The 21,535-nt window shown below is 66.0% G+C and carries 16 protein-coding genes; 9 read left to right on the top strand and 7 right to left on the bottom strand.

Annotated features, from left to right (window positions below):
* Positions 1-8: 8 nt before the first annotated feature.
* Genes ACH5N8_RS05885 through ACH5N8_RS05870 form a run of 4 tightly spaced genes read left to right on the top strand, consistent with a single transcriptional unit; the run spans position 9 to position 5,929 of the window.
* Positions 9-1,094, top strand: coding sequence for an efflux RND transporter periplasmic adaptor subunit (locus ACH5N8_RS05885; RefSeq protein WP_483282870.1), 1,086 nt, complete (start codon positions 9-11; stop codon positions 1,092-1,094).
* Entirely contained in the window at positions 1,091-4,357 is a 3,267-nt protein-coding gene (locus ACH5N8_RS05880; RefSeq protein WP_483282869.1) for an efflux RND transporter permease subunit, read from the top strand. The genes ACH5N8_RS05885 and ACH5N8_RS05880 overlap by 4 nt, the downstream gene beginning before the upstream one ends.
* Before the next feature lie 18 nt (positions 4,358-4,375).
* Positions 4,376-4,603, top strand: coding sequence for a YgaP family membrane protein (locus tag ACH5N8_RS05875; RefSeq protein ID WP_483282868.1), 228 nt, complete (start codon positions 4,376-4,378; stop codon positions 4,601-4,603).
* A 51-nt stretch (positions 4,604-4,654) separates the two neighbouring features.
* The gene (locus ACH5N8_RS05870; protein WP_483282867.1) at positions 4,655-5,929 is read left to right on the top strand and encodes an NAD(P)/FAD-dependent oxidoreductase; all 1,275 of its coding nucleotides are present in this window, start codon (positions 4,655-4,657) and stop codon (positions 5,927-5,929) included.
* Positions 5,930-6,170: 241 nt separating this feature from the next.
* Here ACH5N8_RS05870 and ACH5N8_RS05865 read toward each other — a convergent pair whose 3' ends face one another.
* The 4 genes from ACH5N8_RS05865 to msrB form a co-directional block, all read right to left on the bottom strand.
* A complete protein-coding gene (locus ACH5N8_RS05865) occupies positions 6,171-6,611 on the bottom strand; it encodes a hypothetical protein (RefSeq protein ID WP_483282866.1) in 441 nt (146 codons plus the stop codon).
* A 28-nt stretch (positions 6,612-6,639) separates the two neighbouring features.
* The gene (locus tag ACH5N8_RS05860; RefSeq protein ID WP_483282865.1) at positions 6,640-7,191 is read right to left on the bottom strand and encodes a hypothetical protein; all 552 of its coding nucleotides are present in this window, start codon (positions 7,189-7,191) and stop codon (positions 6,640-6,642) included.
* A 224-nt stretch (positions 7,192-7,415) separates the two neighbouring features.
* Positions 7,416-9,734 (bottom strand): polyphosphate kinase 1, encoded by a 2,319-nt coding sequence (gene ppk1, locus ACH5N8_RS05855; protein WP_483282864.1) that lies wholly within the window; start codon positions 9,732-9,734, stop codon positions 7,416-7,418.
* A 91-nt stretch (positions 9,735-9,825) separates the two neighbouring features.
* A complete protein-coding gene (gene msrB / locus ACH5N8_RS05850) occupies positions 9,826-10,296 on the bottom strand; it encodes a peptide-methionine (R)-S-oxide reductase MsrB (RefSeq protein ID WP_460028337.1) in 471 nt (156 codons plus the stop codon).
* A gap of 214 nt (positions 10,297-10,510) precedes the next feature.
* On the opposite strand from msrB, the gene ACH5N8_RS05845 reads away from it, so the two are divergent.
* From ACH5N8_RS05845 to ACH5N8_RS05830, 4 genes are all read left to right on the top strand, one after another.
* The gene (locus ACH5N8_RS05845) at positions 10,511-12,133 is read left to right on the top strand and encodes a MutS-related protein (RefSeq protein ID WP_483282863.1); all 1,623 of its coding nucleotides are present in this window, start codon (positions 10,511-10,513) and stop codon (positions 12,131-12,133) included.
* A 220-nt stretch (positions 12,134-12,353) separates the two neighbouring features.
* The gene (locus ACH5N8_RS05840; protein WP_483282862.1) at positions 12,354-13,865 is read left to right on the top strand and encodes an efflux transporter outer membrane subunit; all 1,512 of its coding nucleotides are present in this window, start codon (positions 12,354-12,356) and stop codon (positions 13,863-13,865) included.
* 10 nt (positions 13,866-13,875) lie between these two features.
* Positions 13,876-15,045 carry an efflux RND transporter periplasmic adaptor subunit gene (locus ACH5N8_RS05835; protein ID WP_483282861.1) on the top strand — a complete coding sequence of 390 codons (1,170 nt, stop codon included), beginning with the start codon at positions 13,876-13,878 and terminating at the stop codon, positions 15,043-15,045.
* A gap of 19 nt (positions 15,046-15,064) precedes the next feature.
* Positions 15,065-18,337 (top strand): efflux RND transporter permease subunit, encoded by a 3,273-nt coding sequence (locus ACH5N8_RS05830; RefSeq protein ID WP_460028341.1) that lies wholly within the window; start codon positions 15,065-15,067, stop codon positions 18,335-18,337.
* A gap of 46 nt (positions 18,338-18,383) precedes the next feature.
* Here the strand turns inward: ACH5N8_RS05830 and ACH5N8_RS05825 are convergent, their stop codons facing one another.
* From ACH5N8_RS05825 to ACH5N8_RS05815, 3 genes are read right to left on the bottom strand one after another with little or no spacing between them, the layout of a single operon-like run.
* Positions 18,384-18,854, bottom strand: a complete 471-nt coding sequence (locus tag ACH5N8_RS05825) for an MOSC domain-containing protein (protein ID WP_483282860.1) — start codon at positions 18,852-18,854, stop codon at positions 18,384-18,386.
* Between the two features lie 24 nt (positions 18,855-18,878).
* A complete protein-coding gene (locus ACH5N8_RS05820) occupies positions 18,879-19,211 on the bottom strand; it encodes a chaperone modulator CbpM (RefSeq protein WP_483282859.1) in 333 nt (110 codons plus the stop codon).
* 19 nt (positions 19,212-19,230) lie between these two features.
* Positions 19,231-20,232, bottom strand: a complete 1,002-nt coding sequence (locus ACH5N8_RS05815; RefSeq protein WP_483282858.1) for a DnaJ C-terminal domain-containing protein — start codon at positions 20,230-20,232, stop codon at positions 19,231-19,233.
* Between the two features lie 387 nt (positions 20,233-20,619).
* Here ACH5N8_RS05815 and ACH5N8_RS05810 point away from each other — a divergent pair, with 387 nt between their 5' ends.
* A complete protein-coding gene (locus ACH5N8_RS05810; protein WP_483282857.1) occupies positions 20,620-21,534 on the top strand; it encodes a 1-phosphofructokinase family hexose kinase in 915 nt (304 codons plus the stop codon).
* Position 21,535 lies beyond the last annotated feature (1 nt).

Here is a 21,535-nt window from a genome sequence, read left to right as displayed (position 1 = left end):
GCCATCGCATGTCGCACGCCCAGCAAACCTCGCCCCGAACCACCCTGCTCCGCATCCTCGCCACGACGATCGGTCTGGTCTTGCTGCTGATGTGGCTGGAAGGCGCCTTCGAGCACAAGGCCAGCCCCGGCATCGCCGGGGCGGTGGCCGGGGAGCAGCCGGCCGGCGGCCAGCTGGTGCGGGTGGAACGCCGCGACACCGAGGCCCTGTTCAGCTGGCCGGCAACGGTCGCGGCGCTGAAGGTGATCCAGATCGCCCCGAAGGTGCCGGGCCGTATCCTCGAGATCACGGCGCGTACCGGCCAGCCGGTCAGGCGCGGCCAGGTTCTGGTCCGGCTGGATCCGACCGAGACCCAGGCCCGGCTGGCGCAGGCCCGCAGCGGCCTGGTCGCGGCCGAGGCCAGCGCCACCCGCTCACGCGCCGACGCCACCCGGCTGCAGAATCTCTACCAGCGCGAGGCCGCCACCCGGCAGGCGCTCGACGCCGCGCTGGCGGTCGCCAAGGCCGAACAGGCCCAGGTCGAGCAGGCCCGCCAGGTCATCCGCGAGATCGAATCGCATCTGGGCGAGACCGTCCTACAGGCACCCTACGACGGCGTTGTCGAACGCCGCCATCAGGAACCCGGCGACATGGCCCTGCCCGGCATGCCGGTCCTCACACTGCTGCAGGCCGATACCCTGCGTGTCGAGGCGCACGTGCCGTCGACCTGCGCCCCCTTCCTGGCGATCGGCAAGCCCCTTGGCGTCCGGCTCGGCAACCCGCCGCGCGAGCTGCGGGCCATCCTCGACGAGATCGAGCCTTCCAGCGACCCGGACACCCGCACCGTGCTGGCCAAGGCCCGGCTGCCGGCCGGCTCGGACGCGCAGCCGGGCGCCTTCGCCTGGCTGCAACAGGCCTGCGGCCGTGAATCGGTCCTGCTGGCGCCGGCCGCCGCCGTGACGCGCATCGGTCAGCTGGAAAGCGTGCGGCTGGTGGTCGACGGCAAGCCGCGGCTGCGCCATGTCCGTACCGGCAAGCGCCACGGCGATGCCGTGGAAATCCTGTCCGGGCTGAACGAGGGCGACGCCATCCTGGTCGCGGGTGAGCGCCGATGAGCGGCATCGCCCAGCCACCCGAGCGCGGGCTGACCTCCCGCATCGTCGAGCTGTTCATCACCTCCAAGCTCTCGCTGCTGCTGCTGATCGCCAGCTTCCTGGCGGGTTTCGCCGCGCTGGTGCTGACCCCGCGCGAGGAAGAACCGCAGATCGTCGTGCCGGTGGCGGACATTCTCGTCGCGGCACCCGGCGCCTCCGCCGAGGAAGTGGAAAAACTGGTGGCGACGTCGCTGGAATCCATGCTGCGGGAAGTCGACGGCGTCGAGTACGTCTACTCGGCCTCGCAGGAAAACCAGGCCCTGGTGACGGTGCGCTTCTTCGTCGGCGAGGACAGGGAGGACAGCCTGGTCAAGGTCTGGAACAAGCTGATGTCCAATCAGGACCGCATCCCGCCGGTGGTGGCCAACTGGAGCGTCAAACCGGTCGAGATCGACGACGTGCCCATCGTCACCCTGACGCTGTCCGCCAGCGATCCCGCCTATGATGGCGCCGCGCTGCGCCGCCTGGCCGACGAGATGAAGGACAAGCTGGCCCTGGTCGAGGACGCCGGCCGCATCGTCGTCACCGGCGGCGAACCGCGGCGCGTGCAGGTCTATCCCGACCCGGCCCGGCTGGCGGCGCATGGTCTGACCCTGACCGACCTGCTGCAGGCGCTGCAGGCCGCCAACGTCAACATCCAGGCCGGCCGCTTCGAGCAGGCCAACCGCAGCGTCCGGCTGGACGCCGGCCCCGCCTTCACCCGCGTCGAGGACGTGGCCGGCACGCCGGTCCGCAGCCGGGGCGGGCGGCTGGTCTACCTGCGCGACGTCGCCCGTATCGAGGACGGCCCCGCCGAGGTCCAGCGCTACACCCGCATCGGCTTCGGCCAGGCAGCGGCCGAGAGCAGGACCGTGCAGGCCGGGGACGGTGGCGAACAGGCGGAGGTCACCCCACCGCGGCCGGGCGAGCTGCGCCAGGCGGTCACCATCGGCATCGCCAAGCGCAAGGGCGCCAATGCCGTGGCCGTCGCCGCGCAGGTCATCGAGACCGCCCGCGCATTGCGCGGGGACATCATCCCCGAGGAGGTCACCGTCACGGTCACCCGCGACAACGGCGAAACCGCCAACCACAAGGTCAACGAGCTGGTGAAGCATCTGCTGATCGCCATCGTCACCATCGTCATCCTGCTGGCCTTCGCCCTGGGCCCCAAGGAAGCCTTCATCGTCGCGCTGGCGGTGCCGATGACCCTGGGCGTGACCCTGCTCTGCGACCTGATCTTCGGCTACACCATCAACCGCGTGACCCTGTTTGCGCTGATCCTGTCGCTGGGCCTGCTGGTCGACGATCCCATCGTCGACGTCGAGAACATCTTCCGCCACTTCAAGCTGCGCCGGGAGCCGCCGCTGGAAGCGGCGCTGACCGCCATCGACGAGGTGCGGCCGCCGACCATCTTCGCCACCTTCACCGTCATCGTGTCGTTCCTGCCGATGTTCTACATCACCGGCATGATGGGTCCCTACATGGCGCCGATGGCCTTCAACGTGCCGGTCGCGATGCTGATGTCGCTGCTGGTCGCCTTTACCGTCACGCCCTGGGCCACCTTCCACCTGCTCAAGCACGAGTGGGGCAAGGGCGAGCTGGAGGACCCCCGCGCCTCCGGACTGTGGCGGTTCTACGACCGCACCCTGCGCCCGCTGCTGGAAGCGCCGAATGCCGCGCGCGTCTTCCTGCTGCTGGTGCTGGTGGCCTTCGTCGCCTCCGCGCTGCTGGCGGTGTACCGCATCGTGCCGCTGAAGCTGCTGCCCTACGACAACAAGAACGAGTTGCAGCTGGTCATCGACCTGCCGCGCGGCACCACCCTGGAAAACACCGACGCCGTGGCGCGGGAACTGGGCGACTACCTCGCCCGAATCAACGAGGTGACCGATTTCGAAACCTACGTCGGCGACAACTCGCCAATGGACTTCAACGGCATGGTGCGGCACTACTACCAGCGCCAGGCGCCGCACCAGGCCGACATCCGCCTCAACCTGCTGCCCAAGGAACGCCGCGAGCATCAGTCCCACGAGATCGCCCTGCGCATCCGCCCCGACATCGAGCGCATCGCCAGGGCGCACGGCGCCAACGTCAAGATCGTCGAGAGTCCGCCCGGACCGCCGGTGCTGTCGACCTTCGTCGCCGAGGTCTACGGGCCGCTGGACGCGGACAATACCGCACTGGCCAAGGTCACCGAGCAGGTGCGCGCGGAGGTGACCGGCATCCGCGGCGTGGTCGACGTCGACGATTATGTCGACGAGCCACAGACCGTCGTCCATTTCCGGCTCGACCGGCAGCAGGCGGCCCTGCACGGGGTAACCGTGGCCGAGGTGACCCGTACCCTGCGCACGGCCCTGGCCGGGGAAAGCGCCGGCATCGTCCATGCTACCGGCGAACGCCAGCCACTGGATATCCACATCCGCCTGCCACGGGAACAGCGGTCGTCCCTGGCCGACCTGGAAACCCTGCGCGTGCGCGGCGGCGACGGATCGCTGATCCCGCTGGGCGAGATCGGCACCGCCACCGAGGAACCGGCCGACCTCACCATCTACCACAAGAACCTGCGGCGCCTGAACTACGTCATTGCCGAAATGGTCGGCCGCGAGCCGGTGGAAGCGGTGCTGGACTGGGGTGACATCCGCGAGCGGCAGCCGCTGCCGGACGGCTACAGCGTCGACCTGGCCGGCGAGGGCGAATGGAAGATCACCGTCGACGTGTTCCGCGATCTCGGGCTGGCCTTCGGCGCGGCGCTGCTGATGATCTACGTGCTGCTGGTGGCGCAGACCGGCTCGCTGGGCATGCCGCTGATCATCATGGTGGCGATTCCGCTGACCGTGATCGGCATCATGCCCGGCTTCTGGCTGCTGAACGCGCTGTTCACCGAACCGGTGGCGGGTTACGACAACCCGATCCTGTTCACGGCGACGGCCATGATCGGCATGATCGCCCTGGCCGGCATCGTGGTGCGCAACTCCATCATCCTCATCGATTTCATCCAGCGGCTGCGCGAGCAGGGCGCGCCGCTGATCGAGGCCCTGATCGAGGCCGGCGCCACCCGCATGCGGCCCATCTTCCTGACCGCCGGCGCGGCGCTGTTCGGGTCCTTCATCATCACCCTGGACCCGATCTTCTCGGGACTGGCCTGGAGTTTCATCTTCGGCATCTTCGCCTCGACGGCGTTCTCGCTGTACGTCGTACCCGTGGTGTACTTCCTGCTGAACCGCGGCAAGGCCGCACCCACTTCCTGACCGCACCGGAGACCCTCCATGACCACCGACCGCATCGTCCGCATCGTCGCCGGCTTCTTCGTCCTGCTCTCGCTGAGCCTGGGCGTCGAGGCCAGCCCCCTGTTCCACAGCCCCAACTGGCTCTGGTTCACCGCCTTCGTCGGGGCCAACCTGCTGCAGAGCGGCTTCACCCGGTTCTGCCCGCTGGAGCTGATACTGAAGAAACTGGGCGTCAAGTCCGGCGGCGAAGCCAGCCCCTGCCACTGATCCATAACAACACCAGGCACTCTCGCCATCACAACCACCGAGGAGTTCATCATGGCCAAAATCGTCATCGTCGGCGCCGGCATCGGCGGCATCCCCATGGCCTTCGAAATGAAGGAAAACGCCCGCAAGCAGGACGAGGTCGTCGTCATCGCCGATACGCCCACCTTCCACTTCGTACCCTCCAACCCCTGGGTGGCGGTCAACTGGCGCAAGCCGGACGACATCAAGGTCGAGCTGGCGCCGGTGTTCGAGAAGAAGGGCATCGGCTTCATCCAGGCCAAGGTCACCCGCTTCAAGCCCGCCGAAAACCGGGTCGAGCTGGCCGACGGCACCCTGGTCGACTACGACTTCCTGATCATCGCCACCGGCCCCAAGCTGGCCTTCGATGAGGTGCCGGGGCTTGGCCCCGACGGCCACACCCAATCGGTCTGCCATGTCGACCACGCCGGCGAATCCGGCAGGTTCTGGGACGACTTCGTCAAGGATCCCGGCCCCATCATCATCGGCGCGGTCCAGGGCGCCTCCTGCTTCGGCCCGGCCTACGAATACCTGTTCATCGCCGAGACCGACCTGCGCCGGCGCAAGATCCGCGACAAGGTGAAAATGACCTATGTCACCTCCGAGCCCTACATCGGGCACCTGGGGCTGGGGGGCGTCGGCGATACCAAGGGTCTGCTGGAGAGCGAGCTGCGCGAGAAGCACATCAACTGGATCTGCAACGCCAAGGTCGACAGGATCGAGGCCGGCATGATGCACGTGACCGAGTTCGACGAGAACGGCCAGGAAAAGAAGAAGCATGAACTGCCGTTCAAGCACAGCATGATGCTGCCGGCCTTCAAGGGCGTCGACGGTCTCATGGGCATCGAGGGACTGGTCAACCCGCGCGGCTTCGTCATCGTCGACGAACACCAGCGCAACCCCACCTTCAAGAATGTCTACTCGGTCGGCGTCTGCATCGCCATCCCGCCGCTGGAGCAGACCCCGGTACCGACCGGCACACCGAAGACCGGCTACATGATCGAGTCGATGGTGACCGCCACGGCGCACAACATACGGGCCGAGCTGGACGGCAAGGAACCGGCCGAGAAAGGCACCTGGAACGCGCTGTGCCTGGCCGATTTCGGCGATTCCGGCGTCGCCTTCCTGGCCATGCCGCAGATCCCGCCGCGCAACGTGCAGTGGGCCTCGCAGGGCCGCTGGGTGCACTGGGCCAAGATCGCCTACGAAAAGTACTTCATCCGCAAGGTCCGCAAGGGCATCAGCGAGCCCACCTACGAGCGCCTGACCCTCAAGGCCATGGGCGTCATGCGGCTGAAGAAGAACTGACAGCCGGTTCCGGTGGCGGCCAAACCCTGCCTTGAGCGGGGCTGGCCGTCTGCGATGACATCGGCCTGACTTTCGCCCGTCAGGCAGGATGCCAAAACGCTAGCTTTCCATATGGAATCTAACCGGCACTTGCAAGGGATGCCTGTAGAGGCCCCGCAGAGTCCTCGGGCAATCGCCATTGCCACGCGGGAACCGATAGACCCGCGCCAGTCGGGTCTATCGGTGGTGACGGCAAAAGGAATTACTGCTTCATATAGGGCAGGTCCAATGCCAGCGGCGTTGATTTGACGGCTTTCCGCATTGAGAGATAGTCCGGGTCATCCGAGACATACACCAGAACCCAGATGCTTATCTTTGATGCATCGCCGAACACGCAAACCTCATCCTGACCTTCCTTCGTCGCAAAGCCACCGCTTGAATAGCGGGTAATCGAGGAGCCCGCCAAGGCCTGGCAGTACAAGGTTCCCGGGTTGCCTTCAAAGTTCTCCGGAATCACCTTCTCAAGCTCCACCATGTCCAGCCCTTGCAACAGATAGGTGGCCGCTATCGAAGGATTCTTCGATGTGAGTGTCTGCAAGTCGATCATGCCGAAATGATCGCTGGTCTTGAACGTGCAAAACTTGTTGGTCAGGCCCTTCGCCCAACCCACCCCTGTTTCTATTTCGGCCTGCGCGTTGACCACGGCGGTCCTGACCCCAGCCGTGCGATCATCAGAAGCTTGAGCAGGAAATCTCGGCAACCGGCGCATCGACCAGGGTTTCCTTGGGTGGATCGGCATCATGCCCGTTGCCGATGGGCTTGAACCGTTTCCCCCCGACAATCTGGCCGCCAGGGATCTTGCCTTTCTTCTCCGGCTCCAGGATCAGTGAATAACCCAGGGTCCAGAGGCCATAAATCCCCTCCGGAGTACCCGTATCCGTGCCATAGCTCGTGCCGACGAGCGCAATCTGGACGACGTTATCGACTTCCTGATCTCCGGGCGGAATATAGGAGGCCGCACCGGCAAACTGGTTGTAGTAGTTCAGCGGGGGATGGGGGGGTTTCGCGCCATGGACAAGGCCGATGGTTTCGGCAAGGGCGCCGGGTTTGTCCGTCAGTGCCTGTTGCGGCTTGATCTTGAGCACTTCGTTCCAGCCACCGGGTACGGGCTGGCCGATCTGGAAACAGCGCTCCCTGGCACTCAGGACCGTCCTGGCTTCAACCCCGGACGACAGAATGATGGTGGAAATCGTGGCGGACAAGGCGATGACAGTTTTCTTCATGGCTCAGCTCCGTGTCGGATGTTGTGATGCAGACCCGCGGAGCAAGTTTGTGCACAAGCGCGCATGGTGTCAAAGCGCGAGGCCGGCGGAGATGACCGGCGTCATCGCGGGGACAGGCCACCTGTCCCCGCGAGCCTGTTGCAACCGCGCCGCCGGATCGCCCACCTGCCCGGATACCGGGCCGCCTCGCCGCCCACCCAGGCCAGCGGCCCGCCAACGCGGACCTAGCGTTTCCAGCGTTCGAGCAGGGCGGACTGCGCCTCGAACGGCTGCGGACCACTGGGCGCGCGCACGTAACTGCCATCCGCCTGCAACAGCCAGGCCCGCGTATCGTCCTTGAGGCAGAGCTCCAGTTCCTCCCGTACCCGCTCGGCCAGCTTGCGCTGCACGATGGGGAAACAGGCCTCGATGCGGCGGAACATGTTGCGGGCCAGGAAGTCGGCGCTGGCGGCATAGACCTCCGGGTTGCCGTCGTTCTCGAAACAGTAGACGCGGCTGTGCTCGAGGAAGCGGCCGATGATGGAGCGCACTTCGATGTTCTCGGAAACCCCCGGCACCCCGGGACGCAGGCAACAGATGCCGCGAACGATGAGCTGGATCTTCACGCCGGCCATGGAGGCACGGTACAGCGCCTGTATCAGCAGGGGCTCGGCTACCGCGTTGACCTTGACGATGATCCGCGCCGGTTTGCCGGCCAGGGCGTGTTCAGTCTCGCGCTGAATCTTCTTGAGCAGGGTCTGGTGCAGGGTGAATGGCGCCTGCAGCAGCTTGTGCAGCTTGCCGACCTTGCCGAGGCTGGTGAGCTGGACGAACACCTTGCGCACATCCTCGCCCAGTTCCTGGTCGGCGCTGAGCAGGCCGTAATCGGTGTACAGCCGGGCGGTACTGAGATGGTAGTTGCCGGTACCGAGATGCGTGTAATAGCGCAGGTGCCGGCCCTCGCGGCGCAGGATCAGCAGCATCTTGCCGTGGGTCTTGTAGCCGACGATGCCGTACACCACCTGCACACCGGCTTCCTGCAGCCGGGTTGCCAGGGAAATGTTGGCCTTCTCGTCGAAGCGGGCCCGCAGCTCGACCACCACGGTCACCTCCTTGCCGGCCTTGGCTGCGCGGAGCAGGGCATCGACCACCGGCGAGTTGGCGCCGGTACGGTAGAGGGTCTGCTTGATGGCGACGACCTGTGGATCGTTGCCGGCCTGGCGGATCAGCTCGATGATCGGCGCGAAACTCTCATAAGGATGATGCAGCAGGATGTCGCGCTTGCGGAGGGCCTCGAACAGATCGTGACCGCCGGCCAGCTCGGCTGGCCCGCCCGGCACGAAGGGGGGATACTTGAGGTCGGGCCGGTCGATCAGGTCGTAGACCTCGCGCAGCCGGCTGAGGTTGACCGGTCCGTCCACCCGGTAGAGCCGGTCGCCGCCAAGGGCGAACTGGCTCAGCAGGTAGTCGACGATCGGTTCGGGGCAGTTGTCGTCCACCTCCAGCCGCACCTCGTCGCCGTAGTTGCGGCTGCTCAGCTCGCCTTCCAGGGCGCGCAGGAGATCGTCGATCTCCTCCTCGTCCAGGTACATCTCGCTGTTGCGGGTAACCCGGAACTGGTACAGGTCCTTGACCTTGACGCCGTGGAACAGCTCGTCGACGAAGGCATGGATGATCGAGGACAGAAAGACGAAGTCGTGCGGTCCGCTGTCCGTCTCCTGCGGCGGCAGGCGGATGATGCGCGGCAGCGACCGTGGCGCCTGCAGGATGGCAAGATCGATCTCGCGGCCGAAGGCATCCTTGCCGGACAGCGAGATGATGAAGTTGAGGCTCTTGTTGAGGATGCGCGGGAACGGGTGCGCCGGATCGAGACCGATCGGGCTGAGGATCGGCAGCAGCTGCTCGCTGAAATAGCTCTTCAGCCAGGCCTGCTGCGAGTCGCTCCACTGGCAGCGGCGCAGGAATCGGATGCCCTCGGCCTCCAGCTCCGGCAGCACGATCGTGTTCAGCACCCGGTACTGGTCCGCGACCAGCTCGTGCGCGCGCTCGCAAATGACCGCCAGCGTCTCCTGCGGGGTCAGGTGATCGGGCGCGGTGCGCGTCGCCCCCAGCTCGGCGCGCTGGATCAGGCCGGCGGCCCGCACCTCGAAGAACTCGTCCAGATTCGAGCACGAGATGCAGAGGAAATTCAGCCGCTCCAGCAGGGGCGTGCGGCCATCCTTGGCCTGTTCCAGCACCCGCCGGTTGAACTCCAGGAGGCTCAGCTCCTGGTTGATGTAGAGCCGGCCGTCGGAGAAGTCGACGGTGCCGGCGTCCTTGCCGCCCTCCCCGTTCGGATGCTGTCCGGCGTGCTCGACCTGCTGGCTCTCGCCGATCATGTACCTGGCCGCCCGGATCATGCGCATGGCCTTGGACTTGCCGAAACCCGGTATCTTCACCAGCTGGTCGAGATCGGCGTTGGCCAGTTCCTCGACCGAGAAGATGCCGTGCTCGGCAAGGATGCCGCGGGTCGTCTTGCCAACGCCCTTGATGTGTCGCGTGGTGGTCAGTGCCTTGCTCGCCATGGTGATCTGCGTGGTTGGGATGGTGGGTTGTCGATGATAAGGGTGCGCGACGGCGGCGCCCTGCCCGGCACCAGGCCCGGGAAACCAGGCTTCAGCCGGCCGCCGCGCCTTCGAACAGGCCTTGGAACTCGCCGTAGCCCCGGGCCTCCAGTTCCTCCCGGGGCACGAAACGGATCGCGGCCGAATTGATGCAGTAGCGCAGCCCGGTGGGCGGCGGACCGTCGTTGAAGACATGCCCCAGATGGGAGTCCGCATAACGGCTGCGCACCTCGGTGCGCACATGCAGCAGCGAGCGGTCGGTGCGGGTCACGACCTGCTCGGGCCGGATCGGCCGGCAGAAGCTCGGCCAGCCGGTACCGGAATCGAACTTGTCGGTGGAGCTGAACAACGGCTCGCCGGACACGACATCGACATAAATGCCTGGCTCATGATGGTTCCAGTAAGGGTTGTGGAAGGGCCGCTCGGTACCGTCACCCTGCGTGACGCGATACTGCTCCTCGGTCAGCAGGGCCCGGAGTTCCTCAGGGTCGGGCTTGGTGAAACAGGAACAATCCCAGGTCATGAATTTTCTCCTCGTTATGATGGCATTCGGCTGGCCGGGAAGCGCCGCCCGCGACACGGGCCCGGCATGACCCCTGCCCCGCATCGACCACCGCGGCAGCCTCACGGTTCAACGGGTCCGCCCTTTGGCCGGGTGCGACCGGGTGGAAGTTGAAGCCCTCGGACCCACGGTGTAGCTTACCCTCCCTCAACCATTGCCCGGAGCCCCGGCCATCATGAAGGATATTCTCAGCGCCCTCTACCCCACGCTACTGCAATCCGCTGCCAAGGCTCCGCCAGCGATCCGGCCCGAACCGCCCGGGCAGGGGCTGGACGGCGTCATCGACGGCAGCACCTTCCAGGCGATCGAGGTCGACCGGCTGTTCGAGAGCGTCAATCATGCCGGCACCCGCATCGGCCAGGCCACGCTGTACCGCTCCCTGCGGCAACCCCTGGACCGGCTCGATGTGCTCGAAGCCAAGCAGGCCGCCATCGCCGAGATCGAGGCCAACCCGGCGCTGCGCCGGCGGCTGGAAACTCTCGTCGAGCAGGCCGGGCAGCAGGAAAAGGACTTCTACGAGCTGCTCTACGGCAGCTTTCTCGGCATGTTCAGCTCGCGCGCCCACGATCTGGAACTGGAGGGTTACGGCTATGGCGCCTACATCAACGGCACCCGCTTCATGCTCGATCTGGTCGAAAGTGCCGGGCAGGTGCCAGCGCCCGACAGCGCCTATCTCGCCGCTGTGCTCGAACGGATCACCGACCTCAAGCATGCCAGGGCCTACGCACTGGCCAGGGGGCCGGCCTACCGCGCCGAGCAGGGCATGCTCACGCGCGAGGAAAAGGGCTGGTTCACGCCGGCCATCCGTTTCCGGCCATCGCTGTTCAAGCCGATCGGGCTGACGCTGTTCCTGGTCGCGCTGTTCCTGATGGTGGAATTCGTGCCCCTGCTGCTGGACATCGTCGCCTCGGTCGCTTCGGCCTTCTGGCTGTTCCTGCTGCCCATCAGCCTGCTGTACATCCCCATCGTCGGCGGCTTCGATCGCGACGGCTGCATCTACCTGCTGCGCGACAGCTTCCGCACCTCGCCCGAGGTGCAGCAGGCGCTGGACGGGCTCGGCCAGCTGGACGAACTGCTGGGCCTGATCCGTTTCCGGGAGAGCTTCGGCCATCCCGTATGCCTACCCAGGCTGGTCGACGCCGCGCAGCACCGGCTGCGCGTGCGGGAGGTCCGCAACCCGATACTGGCCAAGGCCAATCCGGCCTATGTCGGCAACGACATCGATCTCGGCCAGTCGCGGCTGGCGCTGATCACCGGCCCCAACAGCGGCGGCAAGACCGCCTTCTGCAAGACCCTGGCGCAGACCCAGCTGCTCGGGCAGATCGGCAGCTACGTACCGGCCCGCGAAGCCGAGATGACGGTCGCCGACCGGATTTTCTACCAGGTGCCGGAAATCAGCCATCTGGCCGATGGCGAGGGGCGATTCGGCACCGAGCTGCGCCGCACCAAGGCGATCTTCCTCGCCGCCTCCCCGCGCAGCCTGGTGATCATGGACGAGCTGTCCGAGGGTACGACCCACGAGGAGAAGATCGAGATTTCCATGAACATCCTCGACGGCTTCCACCAGAAGGGCAACAGCACCCTGCTGATCACCCACAATCACGAGCTGGTGGACCGCTGCCAGCAGAAGGGCATCGGCATGGCCAGGCAGGTCGAGTTCCGGAACGAGCAGCCCACCTACCGGGTCATCGAGGGCATTTCCCGCGTCAGCCATGCCGACCGCGTGGCACGCAAGATCGGGTTCTCGAAGGAAGATATCGCCCGCTACCTGTCCGGCAACCGCGAGACCAAGGCCTGAGCCTGCGACACACCGAAGCCTTCAGGGACGAATGCTTTCCGGGATGGACCTGCGCCTCAGGATAGCGATTGCCCGGCCGCAGGCTGGCGCGGACGCGGCACCGTATTCCCGCCCGTCGTCCCGGCCCACCCGCGCCGAGGCCGGGACGGCGGACAGGGCGGTTCCCGCCCGCCCGGCCAGGCCCGCCCCCCGGCAGGCTTCTCCCGGGAGCAGCGATTCGATGCCCCCGGTGTCCGCCTTGCGCCCTGTTCCGGGGAAAGGGGCAAGGCGTCGCGCCCTGTTCCGGGGCGGGGCGGGCATCGTCGCGGGCGCGATCCTGCTGAGCCTCGCCGGCTGCGGCATCTGGGGTCCCGACTATCAGCCGCCGGCCATCGCCGCACCGACGGCCTGGCCATCCCGGGACCCCTACGTATCGATGGGCGCGGCGCGGATCCCCGAGATGGCCTGGTGGAACAGGTTCGGCGACCCGCAACTGCAACAGCTGGTCGACAGGGCGCTGGCGCGCAACAACAACATCCAGTCGGCGATCGGCGCGGTCTTCAAGGCCCGGGCCATGCTGCAGCAGATCCAGATGAACTGGGTGCCGACCCTGAATGCCGGTGCCGGTTACATCAACAACGAAAACCAGCTCGATAACAGCACGCTCTCCTCTCTGCCCTTCCCGGCCTTCACGGCCGGCTTCATTCCCAACTACTCGCTGAACATCCTGCAGCAGCTGCGCACCCAGGAGCAGGCCGAGGCCAACATCGCCGCCAGCGTCGCGGCCAAGAACGCGGTGCGGCTGGCGATCATCGGCCAGGTTGTCGGCGGCTATTTCGGCCTGCGGGAGGAGGAATACCGGCTGACCCAGCAACGACAGCTGGCAGCCAATCTGGCAGAGATGGTCGACCGCTACGGGGATGCGCACCGTGAGGGGCTGATCGCCTACTTCACCCTGCGCCAGTACCAGGTCGAGCTGGCCAGGGCGAGGGCCGAGATACCGGTCATCGAATACAACATCGTCCGCCTCGGCAACACGCTGCATGTGCTGCTGAACGAGAACCCGGGCCCGATCCAGCCCGGACACGCCTTCATGGACCTGGCGTACCAGGGCATCGTCAGCGGCAATCTGCCCGCCACGGTGCTCAGGAACCGTCCCGACGTCATTTATGCCGAGGCGGTGCTGAGGCAATCCAGCGCCAACATCGGCGTGAACACCACCTTCTTCTTCCCGACCATCAAATTGACCACGCCCTTCGGCCTGGCCACGAGCTCCCTGAGCAATCTCAGCAATGCCCAGAACAGCTACTGGCAATACCAGGGCGGCATCAACATGCCGGTGCTGAACCTGGGCGCCTTCGGCGCCATCAAGTCGGCCAAGGCCCAGTACTATTCCGATTACCATGCCTACCTCGAAACGGTGAGGAACGCTTTCGCCGCGGTCGATAGCGACCTGGCGGGGCACCGCAACTACACCGAAAGCCTGGCGCGGATGGTGGATTTCTATCAGACGACCCGGAGCCGCCTGAACAACCAACAGGCGCGCTACCAGGGCGGACTGACGGCCTACCCCGACGTCCTGGCGATGCGCGTGAGCCTGAACCAGGCGGCGCTACAGACCGCGCAGAGCAAGCTTGCGCAGCTGATGAGCATCGTCAACCTGTATCAGGATCTGGGCGGCGGGTACAAGATCAAGGACAACGAGACCGCGCACGATCTCGGCGAGGGTCACCGGTTTGGCGATTTGTTCTAGCTCACGAGCCATGCGCACTTCACTGCTCACCCTTCTGCTCACCCTTCTGCTCGCCTGGCTGCCCCTGCTGCCGGGCTGTTCCAGGCAACCCGAACCGCCGCCACCGGTCATGCACGTGGATGCGCAGCAGGTCTACGGCCACGACATCGAGTACATCTACGAATACCCGGGCGTGGTGCAGGGCGTCATCGACTATCCGGTGATTCCCCGCGTCAGCGGCGCCATCTTCAGGCAGCTCTACCAGGAAGGGAGCTACGTGCAGAAGGATCAACCCCTGTACGAGATCGACAAGCGGCCTTACCTGTTCGCCCTGCAAACCTACGAGGGGCAGTACCAGAAGGACAAGGCGGCGATGGACAACTACAAGATCATCTACGATCGCTATGCCAGCCTGACCCGGCAGGACGTGACCTCGGTGCAGGACGTCAACACGGCGCTGATCAACTATCAGGGGGCGGCGGGCAACGTGAAGACCGATCTCGCCAACATCAGCAACGCCAGGCTGAACCTGGAGTACTGCACGGTGCGGGCGCCGGCGGCGGGCTACATCTCCGAACGCATGGTATCCGAGGGCATGATGGTCACCGCCTTCCAGACCCAGCTCAACGTGATCAACTCGCACGATACCATGTACGTGGCGTTCGCCATGCCGGAACTCGATCGCCTGGGCATCGAGAACGGCATTCTCGACCAGCTCTACCGGGTACCGGCCGACTATCGCTTCCCGGTGGACCTGGAACTGGCCGACGGCACGCGGGTAGCGGATGCCGGGCGGGTCGAGTTCAAGGACATCCGCGTATCGTTCTCGGACGGCGTCTGGCAGCTGCGCGCCAGCATCGACAACACGCGCCTGTCGCGCAACAAGCTGCTGGCCGGGCAGTTCGTCCATGTCTACCTGCGCAACCTGACGGTCCGCAGCACCTACGCCATCCCGCAGGAGGCCATCTTCCGCGACACCGAATCCTCCTATGTGTTCATCGAGGATGGCGGCAAGGTCAGGAAGCTACGCATCAAGGCCGGCAAATACCTGATGGACGGCACGCAGCTGGTCGACAGCGGTCTCCAGGACGGGATGAGGGTCATCACCAACGGCGGGGTCCGGATCGCCGATGGCGATCCGGTCGTGGTGGACCAGACCGTCAGCGACCTGGCCCTGAACAGGCCCGCACAGAGCCCGTAACCCCGCTGAGCCAACACGGATGATTTCGGAAAAGTTCATCTCGCGGCCGGTCCTGGCCATCGTCTGCTCGATCATGATCGTCATCGGCGGGGTCATGGCGGCGCTCTATGCCCCCATCGACCAGTATCCGCTGATCATTCCGCCGGTGCTGAACATCAGCGCCACCTTCCCCGGGGCGAGCGCCGAGGCCATCGCCAATTCGGTCGCGGCGCCGATCGAGGACCAGATCGCCGGCACCGAGGACATGATCTACATGCAGTCGGCCAGCCAGAACGGCAGCAACAGCGTGTCGATCAACGTCTATTTCAATGTCGGCACCAGCCTCGGCATCGTCGAAGCGGACACGCTGAACCGCTCCCTGACCGCCTCCAACTCCTACATTCCGGAACAGGCCCGGGCACAGGGCATCCGCATCCGCAAGATGATTCCCGACCTGTTCCAGGTCATCCCCTTCTACTCCGAGACCGGCTCGCCCGACCCGCTGTACATCGCCAACTACGTGCAGCGCTACATCTACCCGGTGATCGAGCAGATTCACGGGGTCGGCTTCGTCAACATCCTCGGCCAGCGGTCCTATGCCATCCGCATCAACGTCGATCCGAAGAAACTGGCGTTCTACAAGATCGGCATTCCCGAGATCATCGAGAAGGTCCGCGACCAGAGCAACCAGTACGCGGTGGGCCAGAACGCCATGCCACCGACCTACGGACCGGAAAAGTCGAACTTCCTGATCACGACGACCGGTTACTACACCGACGTCAAGCAGTTCGAGAACATCGTCCTGCGGGCCAACCTGGACGGCAAGAACGAGGTCGCGCTGGTCAACGCGGACAAGACCGAGCCGCCCGACTTCAGCCTGGCCGGCAACGCCCAGATCGTGAAGCTGAAGGACGTGGCCCGGGTCGAGCTGGATGCCAACAACTACAACAACTACTTCCACGTCCACAAGCGCGACGAGAAGACCGGCGAGATCAAGACCTTCGAGGCGGTTTCCCTGCAGCTCTACCTGGTGCCCGGCGCCAACCAGCTCGCGACCAAGGCCGCGGTCAAGGAGGCGATGGACCGCATCGACCAGTTCCTGCCCAGGGGCATCAAGTACTTCTACCACTACGACTCGTCGATCTTCGTCTACCAGGCCATCCACGGCGTGGTGGAGACACTGCTGATCGCCTTCCTGCTGGTCTTCGTGGTGGTCTACCTGTTCATCCAGAACTTCCGCGGCACCATCATCCCCATCCTGGCCATTCCGGTGGCGGTCATCGGCGCCTTCGCCGGCATCTACGCGAGCGGCTTCAACATCAACACGCTGTCGCTGTTCGGACTGGTACTGGCCATCGGCATCGTGGTGGACGATGCCATCGTGGTGCTGGAAAACGTCGAGCGCATCATGGCGGAGGACAGGCTCGATTCCTTCGAGGCCACCCTCAAGGCCATGCGCGAGGTGTCCGCGCCGGTCATCGCCATCGTGCTGGTGCTGAACGCGGTATTCGTGCCGGTGGCCTTCCTGGGTGGCTTCAGCGGCACCATGATGCAGCAGTTCGCCGTCACCATCGCCATCTCGGTCGTGATTTCCGGCTTCGTCGCGCTGACCCTGACCCCGGCCCTGTGCGTCATCTTCCTGAGGAATGTCACGCACGCTACCGAGAAACCCAAGCTTCTGTTCTTCCGCTGGTTCGACGCCGGGTTCGCCCGGTTGCAGAACGGCTACATGGCCGCGGTGATCTGGATTATCGATCACTCGCGGATCGCGCTGACGGCCTGGGCGGTGGTCTTCGCCCTGACCGTCGGCATGTTCCTGCGCATCCCGACCTCGCTGATCCCGCTGGAGGACATGGGCTATTTCTACGATGTCATCCATGTCAATCCGGGTGGCGCGCTCAAGTACGTGGTCGACGAATCGAACAAGGTCGCCGCCGAGATGATGCGGCGCATTCCCTACCTGGACCGCCTGGTGGTGATGGGTTCCCAGGACATCATCGACAACGGCACCTTCAAGACCAACACGTCGACCATCATGGGCGTGCTCAACGACGAGGACGACCGCGACATGGTGCACCAGACCATCGACACGGCCATCGAGGAGACCTCCAGGATCAACCTGGAAAACAAGAACATCAACGGCTATGCCTTCAACCAGCCGCCCATCCGCGGCCTGAGCCCGTCGGGCGGCGTGACCTTCTACCTGCAGGCCACCCAGCCGGTGTCGCTCAAGGAGATCCACGACGACTCGGTCAAGCTGGTGGAATACCTGGAAAAGCACTACCCCTCGGTGAAGCGCGCCAGCCAGTTCTACGAGATCGACACGCCGGAACTGCGGGTCGATGTCGACGCCGAGAAGGCCTACTACTATGGCGTCGACTTCAAGAACGCCTACAACTCGCTGCAGGGCGTGTTCGGCCTCTACTACATCGATTTCTTCACCAAATGGGCCGACCTGTTCTGGGTGGAGATCACCGGCGACTACAACTACCGCAAGAATCCCGAACTGCTGAACACCGTCTACATCAAGAACAACAAGGGCGAGATGGTGCCGGCCGGCAACATCATGAAGCTGACCGAAACCACCGGCGCCGAGGTGGTGACGCGGCTGAACGACTTCCTCGCCAGCCAGATCGTGGTCGACCCCGACTCGGACAACGGGCACACCTCGGGCGAGATCATGGACATCATCGAGGACGTCGTTCCCAGGGTGCTCGGCAACCGCTACGACATCAAGTGGTTCGGCCTGGCCTACCAGCAAAAGATCGCCGGCAACCAGTCGGCCATCGCCCTGTCGCTGGGCCTCATCATGGTGTTCCTGATCCTGGCCGCCCTGTTCGAGATGTGGTCGCTGCCGATCGCCATCGTCATGGCCCTGCCGTTCGCCCTGTTCGGCGCCGCCTTCGTGCTGCTGGTGTTCCGGATGCCGAACGACCTCTATTTCCAGGTCAGCCTGCTGACCCTGATCGGCCTGTCGGCCAAGAACGCCATCCTGATCGTGGAATTCGCCATCGACGGGGTCAGGAAGGAAGGCATGTCCTATCGCGACGCCGCCATCCATGCGGCACGGCTGCGTTTCCGCCCCATCGTCATGACCTCGATCGCCTTCATCCTCGGCGCCGTGCCGCTGGTGACGGCCACCGGCGCCGGCGCGCATGCCCAGAACTCGGTCGGCGCCGGCATCGTCGGCGGCATGCTCGGCTCGACCTGCGTCGCCGTGCTGTTCGTGCCGATGTTCTTCGTCGTGATGATGGGGCTCAGCCACCGCGGCCAGCCCGCCCATCCGCCCGTGAAGGCTTCTGGCGACGCCTGACCCTGACGGGCCGGCGTGACCACCCTGAACGGTGAACGGTAGCCGGTCAGCCGGGCCGCTCGAAGAGGTCCCGCTGCAAGGGGCGGATGGGCTCGCCGAGCCGGAGGCAGCCACCGGTCAGCAGCCGCGCCGTCACGCCACCCCGCCCGCGCATGGCCCGGTAGCCCGCCTCGCCCAGCGCCTCGCGCATGCGGCCGCAGGGCGCGCAGGGGCCGGTGATCTCCAGCACTACCGGCCCCGCCACATAGCGGTGCCCCACGCGCAGCCAGCCGGCGGGCGCGTCGACGAGCAGATTGCGACGCAGCAGCGACGGATCGACCGGCTGTCCCAGCGCGGCTTCCAGGGCCTCGATGTCGCCCCGGTGGATCAAGGTCAGCTGCCGCGCCGAATCCCGGCGGCGGGCATGATCGCCGAGCAGCCCCAGCCCCGCGCGCGCCTCGGCGCGATCCACCGGCGCGACCGGCGACCGCTGGCGGGGACGCAGGCCGATCCAGACCAGCCGGGGCTCACAGGTCACGAGCGGGCCGGCCGGTGGCGCTCGTCAGGCATCCTTCGCCGGCATGACGGCCGCCCGTGCCCGGCAAAGCTGGGCCTCCAGTTCGGCGATGCGTTCCAGCAGCCGGTATCCCAGGGCCAGCGCCTGCAAGTCGAGATCGAGGTCGAGATCCTGCCGCAGACGGCGCAGGCGCCGGGCCAGGACCATGGTCTGCGGGTTGAAGGACCAGTCGCCGCTGCCGGAGCAGCCGGGCGAGAGGATGCCCATGTCGACCAGTTCCCTCACCTGGGCGGCGTCGAGGCCGGAAACCTCGGTGAACTCGGTCAGGCTGAGCCAGGCGATCTCGGCCTGCAGGACGGAATTGACATGCTGTGTCATGGTGACGTGCCCTCGGGATTCAGGATTTCGGCTGGCCAAGCTGGCTGCGCGGGTTGAAGGTCGAGACGCTGGCCAGCTCGCGGTAGAGCGACGCCTCCTGCTCGGTCAGATGCGGCGGTGTGGCCACCTGGACGATCACATAGAGGTCACCGTGCCCGTCGCGCGGCTTGGGCAGACCCTTGCCGGCCAGCCGCATCCGGCGGCCGGTGGGGGTACCGGGCGGGATCTTCAGGCTGACCGGCGCCCCCAGGGTCGGCACCTCGACGGTCGCCCCCAGCGCCGCCTCCCACGGCGTCACCGGCAAATCCAGGAACAGATCGTGCTCGCTCGGCCGGAACAGGGGATGCGGCTTGAGCACGATGTTCAGGTATAGATCCCCGTCGCGGCCACCATGGATGCCCTTGCCGCCCCTGCCGGCCAGCCGCATCTTCTGCCCGTCGGTGACGCCCTTGGGAATGCGTGCCTTGAACGAGCGCGGCATCCGCCGCGGGCGGCTGCTCCCATCGTATTCCGGCATGTCGAGATTCAGCTCCAGCACCGTGCCCGAGGCCGCCTGCTCCAGCGTGATCGGCGCCGTCACCTCGAAGTCGGCGCCCGGCACCGGAAAGGCCTGGCCGCCGTGTCCCGCGCCTGCATGGCTACGGCCGAAGCCGCCGGCACCCGCCCCGCGCGCACGGGCCAGATGCTCGAACAGATCGGCCAGATCGACACCCTCGAAGGCGAAATCCGTGGCCCCGGGACCACCCGCACCGCCCTGGCCAAAATGGCTGGCCCAGTCCGGCGGCGGCTGGAAGTTTTCCCCGCTCTCATGGCGTCCCAGTTCGTCATAGGCCTTGCGCAGCTCGGGATCCTTGAGCGTCTTGTAGGCCTCGTTGACCACCTTGAATTTCTCCTCGCCCTCGGGATCCTTGGAGATGTCCGGATGATACTTGTGGGCCAGCTTGCGGTAGGCCTTCTTGATCTCCTCGATGCTGGCATCGCGGGCGACACCCAGCGTTTCGTAGTAATCCTTGAATTTCATGTGAACCCTTTCCTGTTGCAGAGCGTTGCCGAGACCCGATGCCAGGCGCGCCGCGGATCGGATGGGGCAACCTGCCCCCCCCCTGGCTGGCATTCTCCTGGAGGTCCCGGGTTGCCGGACCGACTGCCGAGCCACGGCGGGCAGTGCCCTGACCACAGCCGGACAGGGGAGCGCCCGAGCGGATTTTCGAGTGGGCACGCGCGCAGCCGCCCACCCCGACGCCTCCCCGGACCATTGTGGCACCATGAGCGGGAACGCCGGGCCGGGGCATCCGGCGCATACTGTCATATCCTGTTGCTTTCACAAACCCATGCCTGACGGGATGTGTCCTCTCACCGGGCCGCCACCCGCCCTGCCCTTCGACCAGACGGAGCTCGACTGCCGGACATGCCAGGCGACACCCTCATCATCAATACCAACCCCCTGCTCAACCTGGTACACACCGGCAGATTCGTGCCGGGCGCCATCAACCGTGTCGCCGGGCTGGCCATGCATGCCGAGGGCAAGGGCGTGAACGTGGCGCGGGTACTGGCGCGCCTGGGCCATGCCGTGACACTGACCGGCTTCGCCGGCGGCCACAGCGGCGCCTGGCTGCGCGAGCTGATTCGCAACGAGGGGATCGAGGATGCCTTCGTGCAAACCGCCGCACCGGTGCGCGTGGGCTTCATGGCTTCCAGCGGCCAGGACGAACATCCGACGACGGTGCTGCCCAACGGGTTCCCGGTCACCGGCGAGGAATGCGCGCGGCTGCTGGAACAGACCCGCCAGCGGCTGGCGGGGGCGCGGCTGGCGATCATCAGCGGTTCGGTACCAGACCCGGTCGCCAATGGCCTGTACACCGAGCTGCTGGATCTCTGCCGGGCCGCCGGCGTGCCCTGCTGGCTGGATGCCCACGGCGCGGCCCTGCAGCAGGCCCTGGCCGGCCCGCATCCGCCGCAGCTGGCGAAGCCCAACCGGGAGGAGCACGCCCAGTCCGCCCGCTGGGACGCGGTCGCGGAACTGCACATCACCGACGGCGCCGCCCCGGTGCGGGTGGAGCGCTCCGGCAGGCCAGCCTGGCGGGTGACGCCGCCACCCATCCGGCAGGTCAACCCGGTCGGCTCGGGCGACTGCTATCTGGCCGGGCTCGCCCACGGCTGGCTGCGGGGATGGCCGCCGGCAGAGCGCCTGCGCTTCGCCTCGGCCGCCGGCGCCGCCAACGCCCGGCGTCAGGATGTCGCGCTGATCGAGCCAGGCGAGGTCGAAGACCTGCTGGATGCCGTGGTCGTGGAAGACATGACCCGCAACGGGGCGACAGCCTGAG

The organism is Methyloparacoccus sp. NF-16, assembly GCF_056880625.1.
This window is presented reverse-complemented; position numbering and strand designations above follow the sequence as displayed.

Bases quoted from the DNA above. Each gene is read 5' to 3' on its own strand.
- ACH5N8_RS05885 (WP_483282870.1), top strand. From the start codon at position 9: ATGTCGCACGCCCAGCAAACCTCGCCCCGAACCACCCTGCTCCGCATC.
- ACH5N8_RS05880 (WP_483282869.1), top strand. From the start codon at position 1,091: ATGAGCGGCATCGCCCAGCCACCCGAGCGCGGGCTGACCTCCCGCATC.
- ACH5N8_RS05875 (WP_483282868.1), top strand. From the start codon at position 4,376: ATGACCACCGACCGCATCGTCCGCATCGTCGCCGGCTTCTTCGTCCTG.
- ACH5N8_RS05870 (WP_483282867.1), top strand. From the start codon at position 4,655: ATGGCCAAAATCGTCATCGTCGGCGCCGGCATCGGCGGCATCCCCATG.
- ACH5N8_RS05860 (WP_483282865.1), bottom strand. From the start codon at position 7,191: ATGAAGAAAACTGTCATCGCCTTGTCCGCCACGATTTCCACCATCATT.
- ppk1 (WP_483282864.1), bottom strand. From the start codon at position 9,734: ATGGCGAGCAAGGCACTGACCACCACGCGACACATCAAGGGCGTTGGC.
- msrB (WP_460028337.1), bottom strand. From the start codon at position 10,296: ATGACCTGGGATTGTTCCTGTTTCACCAAGCCCGACCCTGAGGAACTC.
- ACH5N8_RS05845 (WP_483282863.1), top strand. From the start codon at position 10,511: ATGAAGGATATTCTCAGCGCCCTCTACCCCACGCTACTGCAATCCGCT.
- ACH5N8_RS05840 (WP_483282862.1), top strand. From the start codon at position 12,354: ATGCCCCCGGTGTCCGCCTTGCGCCCTGTTCCGGGGAAAGGGGCAAGG.
- ACH5N8_RS05835 (WP_483282861.1), top strand. From the start codon at position 13,876: ATGCGCACTTCACTGCTCACCCTTCTGCTCACCCTTCTGCTCGCCTGG.
- ACH5N8_RS05830 (WP_460028341.1), top strand. From the start codon at position 15,065: ATGATTTCGGAAAAGTTCATCTCGCGGCCGGTCCTGGCCATCGTCTGC.
- ACH5N8_RS05820 (WP_483282859.1), bottom strand. From the start codon at position 19,211: ATGACACAGCATGTCAATTCCGTCCTGCAGGCCGAGATCGCCTGGCTC.
- ACH5N8_RS05815 (WP_483282858.1), bottom strand. From the start codon at position 20,232: ATGAAATTCAAGGATTACTACGAAACGCTGGGTGTCGCCCGCGATGCC.
- ACH5N8_RS05810 (WP_483282857.1), top strand. From the start codon at position 20,620: ATGCCAGGCGACACCCTCATCATCAATACCAACCCCCTGCTCAACCTG.